Here is a 15,823-nt window from a genome sequence, read left to right as displayed (position 1 = left end):
AGGTGTTGCAAGGCGACCTTCCTGCTAGAAAAAATCTTATAGAGGGTATCTATCAAGCTTTGTGTGTCTTAATAAGGGGCTATCGCTGGTAAAACGCGCTTTAGCCTCAAGTCGCACTCACTAAGACAAATACATAGCGGTGTTGCACAACCATCGCTCACTGCTTTCTTAACGACAGCACTGTTGTTCGGACTTTGGGTTACCCATAGAGTTTTGCAGCCAACCGTTAGATTACGCTAACATTCCCCCTCCAGTAGTAGTAAGCAGCGTTTCCATATGGAAGGTTTAGAGGTGTCGCTTCTTAATCCTAGTCGCTTTGTGTATATCGTTAGATCTTGTGCGCCATCTCGCAAACCTCGCTTTGCTAATGTAGGTTGTGTTTACGTCCCTATCGTTTCTTTAAGCGTCATTTAAGCACTGTTAGTTTTGTTGGTTATGTAAAAACGCTCAAATAGAAGAGGGTTTGAGCGTGTGTAAACAAAGCCGGAGGGATTAACGTTATTGAAGAGTTAAGGGGGTTAGCATTAAATTCGACACCGTAAGCTCAAAGTCTAACTGGTCTTGAAGCAGTTTCTCAATGGCTTGATTATCCGTTAACTTATAATAAGCATTTTCGAAATCCCACTCTAAAACTCCTCTCGTTACTGTGGTGTCAGACCATTTAAATTCTGCGCTATAGCGTAATGAACCTGAAATTGGTTGATGAGTATTTTGCCCAAAAATAAAAGCAACCTCACTCTCTGAACCTTCAGAACTAAAAACTTTGAGGGCATAAGCAGCTGTGATGTAAGTACTCAAATACTTTTGCCCCTCAGTAACCCAATGACTCCCCATTACATCTTTATAATATCCTGTATATTCACCAGACTTAAGACGGTAGACGTCCGAGAATACGGATAACTTGATGAGGTGAGGGGGGGTAACGGTGAGCTCTACGATGTCATCAAAATCACTATCATTGGCGTGAAATTTCGCACTGATAGAGGTAGTTCCGGTAGATTTACCTGTTGCCACTCCTTTGTTTTTAAGCGTATTCGATACTGTTGCAATACTTTCGTCTTGGCTCTGCCAAGTTAATCGAGCGTCTTTAGTTACATTATATCTTTCATTATCAGACATAATGACTTCAGCTTTAAATTGTTTATTTGAATTCGATGGAATTTGGGGAGTATTTAGGTTGAGTTGTGGTTTTGGGGTAACATCCAAGTCAACAATAACGGCATCTGAAATGTTAAGTGTAGCAGTATCGGTTATATTATAAGTATCGGATTCAACAAATGCGGTAATGGTAACATTGCCTACCTTTAACCCGTTAGCGACACCTTTATCAAGTAATGAATTGGATATCGTTGCTAAATCCGTGTTGCTACTACTCCAACTGATGGCGCTGTCTTTGGTTACATCTATGATGTTGCCATTAGATTGGTGCGCAAACACCTTGAGTTGATTTTTTAGTCCAACAGCAACGGTTTGATGTTTTGGCTGAATTTCTAATGATGTAATTTTCGACTCTAGCACTTCAAAATTTGCCTTTCCGTAAACGTTTTGACCATTTACTAAAACGGAAGCAAATATTTCGACTGAGCCCGGATTTACCCCGGTAACTCGACCTTTCGATCCCATATCATTTGAGATGGTAGCCGTCTCGGGATTACTACTTGACCAAGAAATTGAGCGGTTATTTGTGATATCAAGAATGTCACCGTTATCCAGTTGGAGTACGGCCGATAACTGCCCTTCCAAACCAACAATAATCGTTTTTTTTGGGGGCGACACGTCTAATGATATTGCAAGGGCGTCATTAATATTAAAAGTTGCCGAGTCGCTGAAGCGGTTTCCTGCGAAATAACTGTTCGCTGTAATACTGGTAGAGCCAGTCGATTTTCCTTCTGCAACACCTTTAGAGTCCTTCTGATTTGAAACTTCTGCTATGTCAGTGTCATTAACAGTCCATTTGGTCGAGTTATCGTTTGTGACATCAACGATTAGCCCATTGGATAGGTGGGCCATTGCCGTGAACGATTTAGTTAGACCAATGGCAGCTGTTCCCCCTTGAGGTGTGACTGTAATCGACTTTACAGTCAGTTCGATAACATGGATCATTGTCGTAGCATTAAAGACTTTTCCGCCGAAGGTCCCCGTTGCGCTGATTTTTACTTCCCCGGCGCTTACACTCGAAAGCCGCCCTTTATTACTGATTATGGCAATGGATTCATTAGAACTTTGCCACTTTACAGTTTGACTATTCGTGATATCTACTACTTTTCCATTTGTGAATACTTTTTCTACTTTGAGTTGAAGTTCAAGCCCCTTAACAACACGTTCTTGTTGAGGGGTAATAACGATCTCACTCACTCCTTGACATCCAATAAGAGCAATTAAGCTCAAGAAAATTAAAATTTTCGATGGTGATATTTTCATAATAAAAAATTATACTCTATCTTAACTATATGAAAAATTAATACTAATAAATATATCGCCAATCATAGATGGCACTTTATAATTTTAGTTAATAGTAGTGCTCATTATCTCTGTATTTGATAGGGATAATGACTATTTGTTAAAATTAGATTGAGTTTAATTTAAAATATTTCAATTTTAGGGAGAATTTTATTATAGTATTGGTAAGTCACACTATAGCTTATTTGTAATTCTATCTAATATTGGTTTAATTTAAGGCTCTGGCGGAATACATAAAAATTAAATGCTATTTCTCCTTTTTTATCTCTTTGTTATCTTGACTTTTTAACTCAAGCTAATAGGGCCTTTATTTTGATAAAAAAAATTAATATGTTAACTAACAAGCATTTTGTATGTTTGTTTCTAGCTCTCCCTTTATCTAACTTTGTAATGGCAGAGGACGTATTTAACCAACCCCATGCTCTTAATGTAAATCTTTTTGATAGCCGAAGCGGGGAGCCTATCAATGACGGTATACATTATGTCGAGGTCGATATTGTTGACAATGTGAGCGGGCAGGTTGTAGGTAATGAACGTCATGATTGTGCATTTTTTAATGGTTTATGCTCAATACCAGTAAATCAAAGCAATTTAACTCTTTTGGATAATCTAAAAGGGGTCTCCTTTTTAATCAATGCTCCAGATTTAGTAAACGAAAATTCTGTTTCTTTTGATATATCAAATGTATCAGTGAGCGTTGGCAAAATGGATCCTGAAAATGGTTCAGTTAAATACGAAGCACAGCCCGTCTTATATGCTCGGGTCGCCAAAATAGCCTCCAATGTCGTTGGAGATATCACTCCTAACACTATTGATACGTCATCAATCAGTATAAAAGGTGAACAAGTCATCAATGAACAAGGTGAGTGGGTAGGTCGAGGCGTATTGAAGGGCGACAAGGGTGATTTTGGTCCCAAAGGCGATAAAGGTGACCCTGGTGTTAAAGGTGCTCAAGGTGACACCGGTGCTAAAGGTGACACAGGCCCCAAAGGTGACACAGGAGCCAAAGGTGACACAGGAGCCAAAGGTGACACAGGAGCCAAAGGTGATAGAGGCCCTAGAGGATATACTGGTTCTAGAGGCCCTAGAGGTTATACCGGTCCTGTGGGGCCGAGTGGAGACTCTGGCTCGGTTTGCATGACAAGCGGCACAAATAATACGTATTGGCAGAAGATTCCTGCTCCTAGTTCTCATTCTGCAGCAAAAGCCGTGACTTTAGAGTTTCTTGGCCGTGAAAGCGGGGACGATTTTTACGTAAAACTGTTTCTAGGAACTCAAACCTATTACAAAGCAATAGATGAAGCGGTAATACTTGAGTCCTCTATTCCCGGGGTTAAGATTGCGCGCTTTTTAGGTGGCGATACTCCCACTATCACCTTCAACCACAAGCTTAATGGTCTAAAACTCCAAATATTTGCTCATGGTGTTGGTAAAGCCAGACAATATAGTATTCTAGGAACGAGTAAACATTGGGTGCAAGGCTGCTTTAAAGCTTTCTCTTTCTAGTTGTTGCTCAATACAATTGCCCAGATAGCAATAAAAAGGTCTGTCGCAAACACAAAAATGTTGTGGCAGGCCTTTTATAGGTATCTTACGTTTACTTTACTGATTTTGTAGTGGCTGAATCAATTTGGCGATTGATGTAGGGCTACCATACTTGAACTTGTCTGTGCGATTCTAAATTGGAGATTCCGCTGATAGGTTTATGCCTAATTATCACTTTGTCTCTTTCTTACAAAGTTATATCTGCATGTTGTAATCACACTTTAGCTTATGCTGTGTATTTCTGTTTACCGAAGTAGGCTTCATCAGGGGTTTTAGGTAAGCCTCCTTCCACACTCTAGGGTTCTGTTCCGAATGGCTTATTCGCCTTGTTGCCATTCTCAATCCAATAACAAAAATCTGCTTCGAGAGAAGCGTGTGTGCGACTAGTTTGCCACAAGTAAAAAAGCCCACTCTCAAGGCTGAATGAAAGTGGGCAAAAAAATTACTTAATGGTAGAGAGAGCATGTGACACTAGCAACTCTCTCTCGATGAGTGGCAGCCCATTATTGGTACAAAAATGTGTACTCGTTTTGCCAAAAGTTCATCTAGATATCAAATGAGACCATGTTATGAGTCTCTTTTTTATGAGTTTTCTTTTCAGTCAATTTGAGCTCAGTCTTACATCGAGCACTCTGTGAATTGAACTGTACTTGGTTACTGATTGGGTTAGATGCACAATTAGCCGTTGGCACTGTCCCAGTCCAACGTAGGGTGATATTCCCCGCCACTGATTGGTAAGAGATAAGAGTTGCTAATACCGCTGTTGAAACAATAAGTAATGAACGCATAACTAGGCACCTTTAACTTCCATGTTTTCGATGTGCTAATAATCACTCCTCAGAGGCACTTTGTAAAATAAATAGTTATAAATGTGCATCATTTCGATTGCATAAGATTCAATTTAAATTTGTAAGTTAAATTTAATGTTTTTTCTATCAATAGAAATGCTATTAGGAGGTTTGGACTGGAGAGTTAAGCGAACTTTAAAGAGGTAATTAAGCGGATGAGCAATTCAATAGGCTTGGTGGTCATTGGTTTTTTAAGTTTTTTTTATGAGGAGTGTGCTCTTTTTTGGATACCTTACTCGCCTTCAGACAACGGAACCACACCAGAAGTTTTAGTGGAATGTCGTTGTAAAGTGATTTACTAAGCTTCGAGATATTTAGAGTAAACAACTTATTCGTAACTTCCCAATCTAGCGATTAAGCTTAAGTGCCTGGAAGTATGAACGATTTGGTTTGATAGGGTCGTGAAGCCTAACTTAGGTCGTGTAAGATGTTTTATAACTATTTATTAAACAAACACTATAAAAGTGTTTACTATACATGTTGTGTACCGTGATGGTTGCATACATATATTAGCTACGCTTTCACCTATTGTTGTTCATCGGCAGCAATAGGTGCTTTTTATTTTATGCATAAGCTAAACATAAATTTGTGGTTGTTAGTTATATTTATCCAACTCTTTATTGACCTGGCACCACCCGAACCTAAATCAAAGCTTTATCGTTAAGCGCCTTATTATACTGATTATCAAAAAATGAAGAGCAACAAACAGGTTGAACAATATTATGGTTAATAAATTTTTAGTACTTTTATTTTTCTTTTTATCTATGAATGTTTTTGCTAACTGCAGAGTACCCTCTGATTTAAATGGTATCACATTCACCAATGTTATTTCTCCTCTTTACAACGTACTCAATACAAATGCAGGGGCAGTTGCACATGTTACTTATTCTAAGGAAAAGTATATAACAAAGTTTATTAACCGTGATTTAGGCCCATTTGAAGGTTACTATAAATATAGAGTTTTGGATGCTGATAAAGGTATTGGATTATATGAAGGTTATGAATCATTACCTTTTACTAAACCTTCACATACTGTTTTATTTAAATGCAGAAGCGATACTAGTGGTTTAGCTGTTTTCACTCAAAATAGCGGTACCCATGAGCCGTCAGTAAGACAAAACTCTATTGAGTATAATATTTTAAATTAATAACTACCATCGAAGTTAACTGGCTATTACGCTCATTCATTGATTTACTCTGTTGGCTTCGGGCTTTGTGGCGTAATTCAGTTTAGAGACAGAGTTGCCCGTTTCGTGTGTTTCTTAATCAATACGATAAGTTTCAGGCATACCTAACCCAGCCAGCTTGTTCAACGCTTTTATCATCGCCCACTTGGGCATTGTAATTTCTTAGGCTCAATGGCCCTCCTAGCAACTGTTTAACTCGATATATCACGGTTTCTGTTGTGGTATCCATACCGCTTTTCCAATACTTATTTGAGCGACAACCCACGACGAGGTTTCTAGGTTGACCCCGCCCCCAGAAGGCTGCTCCTTCTTTTATGGGAATATGCACAATGGTTTGCTTCATCCTAATAGCAGCGTGACATGCTTTCGTGTCGTCAACGCTATCACCAGACATCTTATGTATGCTTGTATCGACGCCAATATACAGTTTTTGTCAGACTCTACGTTTCCCGCCCATTCCGTGTTTTTTGATTTTCCATTCATCTTAGTCATAAACCTTAAGGTCAGTCGCTCCCAATATCTGTGGAGTTTACGCTTGAAATGAAATGCTCTGATGAGCATTAACGAAACAGCGCAAATGATAGGTGTTTCAGTTAGAACGGTTGCGCGTGTCGATAAGAAGATGAAAGCAAAGCGAGGAGATGAATAGATGAGTCTTATGGGCTTAGGTTTTGTGTTTTCAATAAAGTTGTTTGCGCTCTTTTCTACGTTGTATCGCCTTGTGGTGATCCTCAAAGGTCTCCCTCCAAATCAATCGTGTGAGTTCTACTGGTATGCAAAAAATTAAAAGCCCACTCTCAGTCTGAATGAAAGTGGGCAAAAAAGAATTACTTAATGGTAGAGAGAGCATGTGACACTAGCGATTCTCTCTCGATGAGTGGCAACCCATTCTTGGTACAAAAATGTGTACTCGTTTTGCCAAAAGTTCATCTAGATATCAAATGAGACCATGTTATGAGTCTCTTTTTTATGAGTTTTCTTTTTAGTCAATTTGAGCTCAGTCTTACATCGAGCACTCTGTGAATTGAACTGTACTTGGTTACTGATTGGGTTAGATGCACAATTAGCCGTTGGCACTGTCCCAGTCCAACGTAGGGTGATATTCCCCGCCACTGATTGGTAAGAGATAAGAGTTGCTAATATAGCTGTTGAAACAATAAGTAATGAACGCATAACTAGGCACCTTTAACTTCCGTGTTTTTGATGTGCTAATAATCGCCCCTCCGAGGCACTTTGTAAAATAAATAGTTATAAATATCAATTGCTCCAATTGTATTAAATGTTGTTAACTTTGATTTGAAGTGAGAGGTATGAGTCGAAATTGCCATTAAGACATTTGGATAGTATGGCGAGACTTTCTGTTTTCACCACAGCACAAGAGGGGCTTTGTTGCTGAAATTGATGGAACTTAATCAAGAAACTACGAGCTGATCGGCTACATCCATTAATCGTCGTAGTCTCATACCTAAACCTCGTTACAAAACAACTAACTGGAAACAGTACAATAAAGCCTTAATAAACCGTGGCTCTTTGACCTTTTGGGTTGATGAGGAAACGATAGCCGAGTGGAAGAAAAACAAACAAGGCAAGCGTGGTAGACCACGCCGACTCAGTGACTTAGCTATATACTACCGCACGGATGCTGAAACGCGTTTTCTCTATGCTATTGAGAGCGCTGCAAGGTTTTCTCGACTCAGTGTTTAAATTCGCTAACATCCCGCTTATTGGTCCACACTACACCTGTATAAGTCGTCGAGCTAAAGAAGTAGAGGTTTCATTTAAAAACAAAACCAGAGTAGCAATACAACACCTAGCCATTGATGCTACTGGCCTCAAAGTTTATGGGGAAGGTGAATGGAAGGTCAAGAAGCATGGTACTTAAGGGAAGCGCAGAGTGTGGCGTAAGCAGCATATCGCTGTAGATGCCAGTACCGACGAAATAATCGCAGCAGAGTTAAGTTTATCTAACGTAACCGATGGCGAAGTGCTCCCCAACTTACTTAAGCAGACACGTCGTAAAATCGTTGAGATAGCAGGCGATGGCGCTTATGACACAAAGAATTGCCATGATGCTATACAGAGCAAACAAGCGGTGCCGCTCATCCCGCCACGCGAAGGGGCAGCCTTCTGGGAGCAAGGACACCCTCGCCACTTAGCAGTAGGTTGCCAGAAGCTCTACGGCTCTAACAAGAAGTGAAAAAATTGGTTTGGCTATCATAAGCGCTCACTATCAGAGACAGCAATGTATTGAGTGAAACAGTTGTTAGGCGGAAAGTTAAGCTTGAGGAACTACAACGCTCAGGTTGGTGAGACTTACGCAATATCAAAGCATTGAATAAGCTTGCGGGGCTAGGTATGCCTGAAACTCAGTATATCGTTTAGGAGTTAAGCACAACGGACAGATATACCTTCTCTCTGAATTAAGCAACAAAGCCAATATAGGGCTGATTAATGCATATCTGAACGCATTTTGTCGGCTAGCGCAAAGAACACAAACAGTACAAAGCATACAAGTGCGACACATAGTGAGGCTACGATGGTTGTGGCATCTTTGGAAATCAGTGGCACGACGATAGAAGCTAACGCTATCAACATAACAAGGATATGAACGATTCGTCCGGGAACAGGGTTTTTATGACAGAATGAAGCCCATAGGTAACGCATTTTTAACACCAGTATAAAGTTAGTGGTTTTATTCTATTTTCTTAATGAGTACTTTGTAAATAGGTTTTTAGTTACAGATGCCCGTAAATATGATCTAAGTCGTTCTAGTATAAAACTGTTTAAATAACATTAAGTTATTGCTTGTTGATAGAATGCTTACCAGTCATATGAGAGGCATAGTATTCCGTATCCTTGAAAATGATAAGTCAAACATTGTTCGATTTTTGGTTTCTTGACTGGAGATCTCATTTATTGAGTATTCTATTAAGAGACCGTTTGCCTATCATTATTTGTCGCGTCAATGTCTATATGATTAGAATCAGTTTTTAGTCTGTGATGCGTTTTATTTTATTTCTCAAAGAGATTTTTTGATTTGAGATCGCGGTAATCTCGTTCGCAAATCTGTTTGATATACTCAATGTACATTCGAAAAATGTGATGGAGATGATATGTCGAAAACCGCGAAGATCATGAATGAAGATAAGTTGGTCAAGAAGGCGTTGGAAGTCGGTTTTAAAATGGCAAAATTACAAGGTTTTGATTTGCCGCACTCGTCTCAACCTATAAAAATTAAATCAGTGTACCTGTTTTTGGTCGAAGTGAATCAGATTACGCCTCTTCCAGAAAGTAAGCTTGATGGGGCCAATATTAAAAAGCGTTTGGCGCTATGGATACACAACGCATTGCCTGATAACGATCCTCTGAAGTAAGTAGAGACTAATTTGTTTTTATGTTTGAAGCCTAGCGACCATTCGCTAGGTTTCTTTGTTTTATGGTGACCTTTTTAAGTTTGATTTGCTTCAGTAAAGTAGTATCAAACCTTGGTAACCACCTACTTGCACTTTATCTATATATTCACCTACTCTGCCATCAGCACTTACGGGCTTCATTGGTGGGTCTAATCGGATAGAGATTTTCTCTGCGGCATAAAAGTCAGCATTTCTACCATAAAAATCGGTGCGATAGAGAACGCGTCCATGCTCAAATTCTCTGGCAATCACCATGTCTTCTGGGCCGCCTTCTACAACCTGTTTATCTGATTGATAAAGGAAGTAGGCATGAGTGGGTAGTAGTAAAACCTTTTCATCCGGTAGATCTTGATGAGCGACCTGAGATTGCGAAGCGTTACCGACAATCGTGTAGTCCTCAGGCTGTGGAGAGTGAGTCGAGAGCATCAGTGTAAGTGGTTGAAAGCCCTTTGGAATGATAGCTGAAGGCATACCCAGATCAATATTGAGTAGTGCTGTGGGTTGGTAAGCCATATTTTTGGGTACGCGATCTTTCCAGAAATTATCTGTTGTGGTGTTATTGCTCCCATACACGTAATCACTGTTCCACTGATTGAAGTAGCTGCGTCCTGGGTGGTAGTTAAGGTAATAGATTACGATAGTTGAGTACTGGTCTTGTTGCCAATTTTCTTGGTTGTTTCCCAAGTATTGTACGCGTCCATAGCGCGTAGTCGCTTGTTGGATGACCTTTGAACCTGAATAGGCGAGTGCTGAGTTATCCCAAAACTTCGATAGTCCGCTATAGCCGCTAAAGCCAGTAGACGGGAATATATAGTGCTCCCTGAAATACAGGTTTCCTGCACCCAAAAGGTGCGATTGCCCATTTCTACCATAAAGGTTGGCCGTTCCAATATTGAGCCCGATTAACGGTTTGTCAATAACGGCAGTCAATCGTTTGAGCAAGGCGGAAAACTGTTGTTTGTAGCGTTCATTAGCATCAATTGAGCCTGCGATAACACCAAGTTCAGCGATGTTTCCACCAGAGTAGATATCAAATTGATTGCTACCTAAAAGCTTGTTGGTGTCATCGTTGTAGGCGCCATCTAGCCCTTGTTGTGTCCAATATTGAGCATAATAACTGCCCATTGCTATTAATAGCCCCGGGCTTACCAAATTGGTTAGCGACCATGATGAGTTCTGGTCCCACATTCGACCAAAAGGAATAACACGAGATTCCCAACGGAACCGAGCGGTGGCAGATGTGTTGCTTCGATTTTTATACTCAGCAGGAGACAAGTAGTTGTCTTGGTTAAGGTCGGCCGATTGGTCGAAGCCACGAATTTTTCGCCAATGTTTTGGTGCATGGCTAGGGGGCTTTTGGCTAGTTTTTCTAGAGCCAAGCTTCATGGTTTTCAACGGTAAGTTCTCTATAGCAATTCTTGGAAAGCTATCTGTGAACTGAATGCGACTTAAACGGGGTCGAATATCACTGCCCTGACCTTGCCAACGCACTCTAACTACGTATAAACGCCCACCATCACGGACAAAAGAGGAGCCAAAATATTGGCCGCCACCATAACTTTTACCACTACCATCATGAGTGCTTGCTCTTACCCAGTCAGAGGGCACTTGCCAGCTAACCGCTTGGTTTTGAATCATGTTCTCGGTGTTATCTTCACTTATAACAAGATGAGACCATGCAGTGACTTGATTGTTGGTGTTCACCTCTGAAGGATATTCAATCCAAAAGTTCCCACCTTGTGCAAAACGTGAAAACTGAAACTCCACACTATCGAATTGTTCTGAGTGGTATAGGTAGAGTGCACCACCTTGTTGGAAATGTTCAAAGACATCGGCATCCCAAGGAGGTGGTTGGTAAAGGGCAAAACCAGCGTGCATTGCGTCTGCGGTATAACCCACAAGCATGGGTTTACGATTTAACAGGGTATTCTCGCCATGAGCTGAGTTTGGCTCTGCAAGGATGGTGTCTTCTGAAAAGTGTAAAAAGAAATCTTCGTAATCGATGCCGTATCGTTCTGCTATTTCTCTAATCTTGTCTTCGAGTGCTCCTGAGTTTAACTCTAGCTTTTGGTTGTACATGTAGCCAACCGCCGGAATTTTGGTTTTAAGTTTTTGGTTAGCATTAACTCCAAATATCAAATCGTTATGGTTGATCTCCCAATTAATTACATCGTGGGCAGATATTTCATTACCTTGTAAGTCGATCCCTTGCTCATGTTGGCCGGGTAGAACGATCGCGTAGTTGGCCCAAGCAATATTGGGAATGGTAAGGCTGGTAAGAAATAGGGCAGAGACTAATCGTGTTGTTTTCATTATGTTTCCTAGCCATTCACTCTTTAAGTGTTATCCCTGTTTGGTAAGTGTAGCCAATCGTAATATCTGTGTTCTGTTTCGTGACATGCCTGATGTTGAGGTGCGCACGCTTTTCTTGATTCGGCGTGTTATTTGCATCTCCTGTTCGTGGAAGCGCTTTACTAGTTGTGGTAACTTGACAAGTTAACGCTTACTAACAAGTATTAAATTGATGATTTTTAATCTGTAATCAATAGATTTGCCGATTTTGAATGCTGTTTGGGGCGTAGGTGTGGATCTTCATTATGACGTTCAATATGACTGAAATTAATAAATAGCGAGGGAATACCTCTTATGATGTCTTTACTGTTTCTACTATTACTCGTGGCGATGTTATGCGCTTTTTTCGACAAGAAGACCGCGGCTTATGGCTTTTTTGCGGGCTCCGTGATCCTTGGGTTGTATTGGTTTAATCACCATGCGACTGATTCATTACCCATTTTATTGTAAGGAGCTAACATGAATCGAAATCAGTTAACGCTCCTAAATACGCTAGGCCTACTCGGCATGACAGCCGTTCTGTTGATAGGCTTTATCCTTCAGTTTGTTCTTCATGAGTTGCCTTGCCCGTTGTGTTTATTGCAACGTATCGGTTTCGTGATGGTTGCGTTTGGCTTTATGTTGAATGTGGTTTATGGGCCTCAACCTCGGCACTATGGCATTATTTTGATCGGCGCCTTATATGGTGTTGCCACTTCACTAAGGCAGGTCTCATTACATGTAATTCCAGGTACGCCTGGCTATGGTAGTCCTATCTTTGGAATGCACTACTACACATGGGCTTTCGTGTTATTTGCTGCGACCATATTAGCGGTTGCCGTCATTTTAATATTGACTAACAAAGAGTCGTCGCAAGAAGCTTATAAGATGAGCAACTTGGGACGTGTGGCATGCTTATTAGCCATCGTTGTGGTTGCACTCAATGCTATCGCTACTTTTGTTGAATGTGGACCTTATCAGTGTTCAGACAATCCAGTGAGTTATTGGCTGCTTAACTAACTGACGAGTCAGTTTATAGTGAAAAGAAAAGCCACAGCTTATTGCTGTGGCTTTGTTGTTGAGTGGCAGCTGAACATTGGTTAAAGTCTGACAACGCTTTGCTAGCGTGCGTATGCATTTGGCCTATTTCATGGTCTGCACCGTCAAAAATTTCGCCGGACAGCATTTTCTCGAGCTCTGTTTTCATTGTCTGCATCTTACTAGTCAACGTGGGTTTTTGAATACGGATAAACGGATATAAAAAAAGAGAAAAGCCTCAGCCTTTCTCTTCCTATTTCTCTAGCTAGCAATCAAAGTTGCTTAAATTAGATTTGCTTAACAAAACCCATTAAATGCTGCTTCACTTCGTCTGAAGCAAACGCGCTCTCGACAGAGTACTTGTAGATTTCTACGTAATCTTCTTTTGTTAGGCCGAATGTTTCACACACACGCTTCACTTCGTTGGTCATGGTCGTGTTCGACACAGTGCGGTTGTCTGTGTTGATCGTTACAACGATGCCGTCTTTTTTGAATTCAGCAATTGGGTGGTCGCTGAATTTGTGAATACATTTGGTTTGAACGTTACTTGTTGGGCAAGTCTCAAGTGCAACTTGCTTCTCTTTAACGATGTTGTATGCGTCTTCGTTACCTTGGATGTGAACACCGTGGCCGATACGTTCAGCATCCAACATAGTTACTGCATCGTAAACGTTTTGACCATGCCATTGCTCACCAGCGTGAACTGTAATGCGGTAGCCTTTTTCAAGTGCGTATTGTGTGTATTCTGGGAATTCAGCACAGAAACCTGGCTTTTCACCACCTGCGATATCAAACGCAACAACACCTTTACCTAAGTAGGGTTGGCCTGCGTCGATCACGTCTTTGATAGAGTCTTTAGGGAACATACGAAGCACAGACATGATGTAGTTGCCTTTGATGTCGTATTTCTCTTCAGCACGCTTCATGCCTTTTACTGCGCTTGCAATGATCGTATCAAGAGACAGACCTTTGTTCACATGTAGGATTGGCGCAAAACGAACTTCTAGGTACTTAACATTTTCTAGTGCTGCGTCTTCGTAAAGCTCAAAAGAGATACGCTCAATCGCTTCTTCAGTCTGCATTACTTGTAGTGGCAGGCTGAAACAAGCTAGGTACTCATCTAGGTTTTTGCAATCTTCTGGCACCGTTAGAGATTGAACAACCGTATCGCGATCTTCAGGTAATTCGATATTGTACTGTTTTGCTAGGTCAATAATCGTATCTGGGCGAACACTTCCGTCTAGGTGGCAGTGTAAATCAATCTTTGGTAGTGCTAGAAAATCCATGAGTATTCCTTAATTCTATTATTCTTTGAGTGTTTTAACTCACATGCGCTAAATTTACCAAGACAATGATATGATTTAAAGTGACAATTAATCATCATTAACCTGAATTTAGGGAATATCATGGTAGATGTTAAAAGCTTACTTAAATGCGATATGAATTTGCTGCTTTGCTTACACGTTCTGATTGAAGAACGCAGTGTGAGCAAGACGGCAGAGCGACTCTTTTTGAGCCAGTCTGCAGTAAGTAAACAGCTCACCAAACTCAGAGCTTTGTTTGATGACCCGCTGTTTGAGCGAGAATCCAAAGGGTTATTCCCCACGCCCAAAGCACTCGCGTTAGCGCCTAAGATCCACCAAATCTTGTTGCAAATCGAAAAGCTGACCGTTCCCGAAGTTTTTGACCCTAAAGACAGTGAACGTACCTTCACTATAGACCTTGTCGAAACCGCTTACACGGCGATCTATCCACACTTTATGCCGACTGCTCTTTCGGATGCGCCTCACATTACCATCAATAGTTCAACTTGGAGCAGTGACAGCTTCAAGCGCTTACTCAAACGTGAAGTGGATTTTGGTATCGGTATCTTTGAGCTGGATGAACGAGCGTCTACCCATGTGCAGTGCATTCCTGATGATCTAGATTACGTTGAGCTATGCTTGGATTATTCGGTGTGTTTGATGCGAAATAACCATCCTGCGTTGCAAGAGGAGTGGAATCTCGACACCTTTTTAAAATATCGACATATACAGTTGGTGACAGGTGGTGCGGGTGATTGGCTCTTAATGGAGGTGCTGAATTCTAAGCAATTGGAAGTCAATAAAGCCGCTAACGTATCGGACATCACCAGTGCCATTAAGCTGTGTAAGCAGAGTGATCTTCTGATGTGTTACCCATACAATTCGGTACGGGATTATATTGATAGCGGTGAGTTAGTGATGAAGCCCGTTCCGGTTGATTTGGTACCTGGAGGCTTGTTCCTGTTATGGCACAAATACTTCGATTCAGAGCCGAGCCACAAATGGCTACGAGAGTTGATTATCCAGCAGACACGTTAATTTGTTTTTCAATTTGGTTTTTCTGAAAGTAAAATTAGTGACGAAATAAATAGAATTTATTTCGTCTTTTGGAATTAGGCTTCGTCTTATTCTGAGGGCTATTTTTATTTGGATGTGATATATGACAACTTCACTGTTACCACAACAAGCTCACGGCAGTGTGGATGAACGCTTGAAACCAGCACGCCAACCATCGCTGTGCGCGATACTCAGCAAATTATTGTGGAGGATTTGGTGAGCGAAATCGGTTTGTTCACCGCTTACTATCAAGGTAAGCCAGTTACCGAACTGGATGGTTACGCAGGCTACTTGATCCGCAGTAAACCAACCCGCGAAAATGAAAGCGGGATCCACAGCAGCAAAGGGATTTTGGATTCTTTGGTGTTGATTGACTAATTAAATGAACATCTTTAAAAAACAGAACTCATGTTCTGGTTTTTTTGTATCTGCTCTTAGCAAAGCCTATGTTTTGATACCAAAACAATCACGTCCCTAACTTAGTAAAAGCTAAGGGTGTTTGTCCGGTTTGTTGCTTGAAAAAGGCAATGAAGGCGCTGTTCGAAGAGAACTCTAAATAGTGCGCGGTGTCGGTAACCGTTCGGTTTTGAGCAAGTAGCTCGATCGCCTTGAAGGTAAGGAATCTCAATGTTTCCTGACCT

Annotated in this window: 12 protein-coding genes and 5 pseudogenes; 8 read left to right on the top strand and 9 right to left on the bottom strand. The window is 40.9% G+C overall.

The window, feature by feature from the left end; genetic code table 11:
- Positions 1 to 498: 498 nt before the first annotated feature.
- Positions 499 to 2,355 carry an Ig-like domain-containing protein gene (locus ACMAZD_RS18500; RefSeq protein ID WP_435250115.1) on the bottom strand — a complete coding sequence of 619 codons (1,857 nt, stop codon included), beginning with the start codon at positions 2,353 to 2,355 and terminating at the stop codon, positions 499 to 501.
- 417 nt (positions 2,356 to 2,772) lie between these two features.
- On the opposite strand from ACMAZD_RS18500, the gene ACMAZD_RS18495 reads away from it, so the two are divergent.
- Positions 2,773 to 3,966 (top strand): collagen-like protein, encoded by a 1,194-nt coding sequence (locus ACMAZD_RS18495; protein WP_435250114.1) that lies wholly within the window; start codon positions 2,773 to 2,775, stop codon positions 3,964 to 3,966.
- 584 nt (positions 3,967 to 4,550) lie between these two features.
- On the opposite strand, the gene ACMAZD_RS18490 is transcribed toward ACMAZD_RS18495, so the two are convergent.
- Positions 4,551 to 4,793, bottom strand: coding sequence for a hypothetical protein (locus tag ACMAZD_RS18490; RefSeq protein ID WP_435250113.1), 243 nt, complete (start codon positions 4,791 to 4,793; stop codon positions 4,551 to 4,553).
- Positions 4,794 to 5,575: 782 nt separating this feature from the next.
- On the opposite strand from ACMAZD_RS18490, the gene ACMAZD_RS18485 reads away from it, so the two are divergent.
- Complete coding sequence (locus tag ACMAZD_RS18485) at positions 5,576 to 6,001, top strand: hypothetical protein (RefSeq protein WP_435250112.1); 426 nt, start codon at positions 5,576 to 5,578, stop codon at positions 5,999 to 6,001.
- Positions 6,002 to 6,115: 114 nt separating this feature from the next.
- Here ACMAZD_RS18485 and ACMAZD_RS18480 read toward each other — a convergent pair.
- Together ACMAZD_RS18480 and ACMAZD_RS18475 are read right to left on the bottom strand one after the other, a co-directional pair.
- Positions 6,116 to 6,557, bottom strand: a pseudogene (locus tag ACMAZD_RS18480) (IS5/IS1182 family transposase); the annotation flags it as partial.
- A gap of 413 nt (positions 6,558 to 6,970) precedes the next feature.
- The gene (locus ACMAZD_RS18475; RefSeq protein ID WP_435250111.1) at positions 6,971 to 7,213 is read right to left on the bottom strand and encodes a hypothetical protein; all 243 of its coding nucleotides are present in this window, start codon (positions 7,211 to 7,213) and stop codon (positions 6,971 to 6,973) included.
- A 288-nt stretch (positions 7,214 to 7,501) separates the two neighbouring features.
- On the opposite strand from ACMAZD_RS18475, the pseudogene ACMAZD_RS18470 reads away from it, so the two are divergent.
- Positions 7,502 to 8,422: pseudogene (locus ACMAZD_RS18470) on the top strand (IS5 family transposase).
- Between the two features lie 66 nt (positions 8,423 to 8,488).
- Here ACMAZD_RS18470 and ACMAZD_RS18465 read toward each other — a convergent pair.
- The gene (locus ACMAZD_RS18465) at positions 8,489 to 8,704 is read right to left on the bottom strand and encodes a hypothetical protein (protein ID WP_435250110.1); all 216 of its coding nucleotides are present in this window, start codon (positions 8,702 to 8,704) and stop codon (positions 8,489 to 8,491) included.
- Between the two features lie 449 nt (positions 8,705 to 9,153).
- Here ACMAZD_RS18465 and ACMAZD_RS18460 point away from each other — a divergent pair, with 449 nt between their 5' ends.
- On the top strand, positions 9,154 to 9,414 hold the full coding sequence (locus ACMAZD_RS18460) for a DUF5062 family protein (protein ID WP_017108265.1): 261 nt from the start codon (positions 9,154 to 9,156) through the stop codon (positions 9,412 to 9,414).
- A gap of 90 nt (positions 9,415 to 9,504) precedes the next feature.
- Here the strand turns inward: ACMAZD_RS18460 and ACMAZD_RS18455 are convergent, their stop codons facing one another.
- Positions 9,505 to 11,766: a hypothetical protein gene (locus tag ACMAZD_RS18455; protein WP_435250109.1), complete on the bottom strand. Its 2,262-nt coding sequence runs from the start codon at positions 11,764 to 11,766 to the stop codon at positions 9,505 to 9,507.
- A 333-nt stretch (positions 11,767 to 12,099) separates the two neighbouring features.
- Here ACMAZD_RS18455 and ACMAZD_RS18450 point away from each other — a divergent pair, with 333 nt between their 5' ends.
- Both ACMAZD_RS18450 and ACMAZD_RS18445 read left to right on the top strand, forming a co-directional pair.
- On the top strand, positions 12,100 to 12,255 hold the full coding sequence (locus ACMAZD_RS18450) for a DUF5993 family protein (RefSeq protein WP_004736852.1): 156 nt from the start codon (positions 12,100 to 12,102) through the stop codon (positions 12,253 to 12,255).
- A gap of 9 nt (positions 12,256 to 12,264) precedes the next feature.
- Complete coding sequence (locus tag ACMAZD_RS18445; RefSeq protein ID WP_435250108.1) at positions 12,265 to 12,804, top strand: disulfide bond formation protein B; 540 nt, start codon at positions 12,265 to 12,267, stop codon at positions 12,802 to 12,804.
- 49 nt (positions 12,805 to 12,853) lie between these two features.
- Here the strand turns inward: ACMAZD_RS18445 and ACMAZD_RS18440 are convergent.
- A pseudogene (locus tag ACMAZD_RS18440) lies at positions 12,854 to 12,991 on the bottom strand (maltose acetyltransferase domain-containing protein); the annotation flags it as partial.
- Positions 12,992 to 13,109: 118 nt separating this feature from the next.
- Positions 13,110 to 14,108: an adenosine deaminase gene (gene add, locus ACMAZD_RS18435; RefSeq protein ID WP_435250107.1), complete on the bottom strand. Its 999-nt coding sequence runs from the start codon at positions 14,106 to 14,108 to the stop codon at positions 13,110 to 13,112.
- Between the two features lie 120 nt (positions 14,109 to 14,228).
- On the opposite strand from add, the gene ACMAZD_RS18430 reads away from it, so the two are divergent.
- A complete protein-coding gene (locus ACMAZD_RS18430) occupies positions 14,229 to 15,164 on the top strand; it encodes a LysR substrate-binding domain-containing protein (protein ID WP_435250106.1) in 936 nt (311 codons plus the stop codon).
- 174 nt (positions 15,165 to 15,338) lie between these two features.
- Positions 15,339 to 15,560 (top strand): annotated as a pseudogene (locus ACMAZD_RS18425) (glutathione synthase); the annotation flags it as partial.
- 88 nt (positions 15,561 to 15,648) lie between these two features.
- On the opposite strand, the pseudogene ACMAZD_RS18420 reads toward ACMAZD_RS18425, so the two are convergent.
- Positions 15,649 to 15,792: pseudogene (locus ACMAZD_RS18420) on the bottom strand (helix-turn-helix domain-containing protein); the annotation flags it as partial.
- Between the last annotated feature and the right edge of the window lie 31 nt (positions 15,793 to 15,823).

Source organism: Vibrio sp. nBUS_14 (genome assembly GCF_051201655.1).
Lineage (GTDB): Bacteria > Pseudomonadota > Gammaproteobacteria > Enterobacterales > Vibrionaceae > Vibrio.
The sequence above is the reverse complement of the archived record's forward strand: the minus strand, read 5'-3'. Positions and strand labels throughout refer to the sequence as shown.

Bases quoted from the DNA above. Each gene is read 5' to 3' on its own strand.
- add (WP_435250107.1), bottom strand. From the start codon at position 14,108: ATGGATTTTCTAGCACTACCAAAGATTGATTTACACTGCCACCTAGAC.
- ACMAZD_RS18450 (WP_004736852.1), top strand. From the start codon at position 12,100: ATGATGTCTTTACTGTTTCTACTATTACTCGTGGCGATGTTATGCGCT.
- ACMAZD_RS18485 (WP_435250112.1), top strand. From the start codon at position 5,576: ATGGTTAATAAATTTTTAGTACTTTTATTTTTCTTTTTATCTATGAAT.
- ACMAZD_RS18445 (WP_435250108.1), top strand. From the start codon at position 12,265: ATGAATCGAAATCAGTTAACGCTCCTAAATACGCTAGGCCTACTCGGC.
- ACMAZD_RS18490 (WP_435250113.1), bottom strand. From the start codon at position 4,793: ATGCGTTCATTACTTATTGTTTCAACAGCGGTATTAGCAACTCTTATC.
- ACMAZD_RS18475 (WP_435250111.1), bottom strand. From the start codon at position 7,213: ATGCGTTCATTACTTATTGTTTCAACAGCTATATTAGCAACTCTTATC.
- ACMAZD_RS18455 (WP_435250109.1), bottom strand. From the start codon at position 11,766: ATGAAAACAACACGATTAGTCTCTGCCCTATTTCTTACCAGCCTTACC.
- ACMAZD_RS18430 (WP_435250106.1), top strand. From the start codon at position 14,229: ATGGTAGATGTTAAAAGCTTACTTAAATGCGATATGAATTTGCTGCTT.
- ACMAZD_RS18460 (WP_017108265.1), top strand. From the start codon at position 9,154: ATGTCGAAAACCGCGAAGATCATGAATGAAGATAAGTTGGTCAAGAAG.
- ACMAZD_RS18465 (WP_435250110.1), bottom strand. From the start codon at position 8,704: ATGCGTTACCTATGGGCTTCATTCTGTCATAAAAACCCTGTTCCCGGA.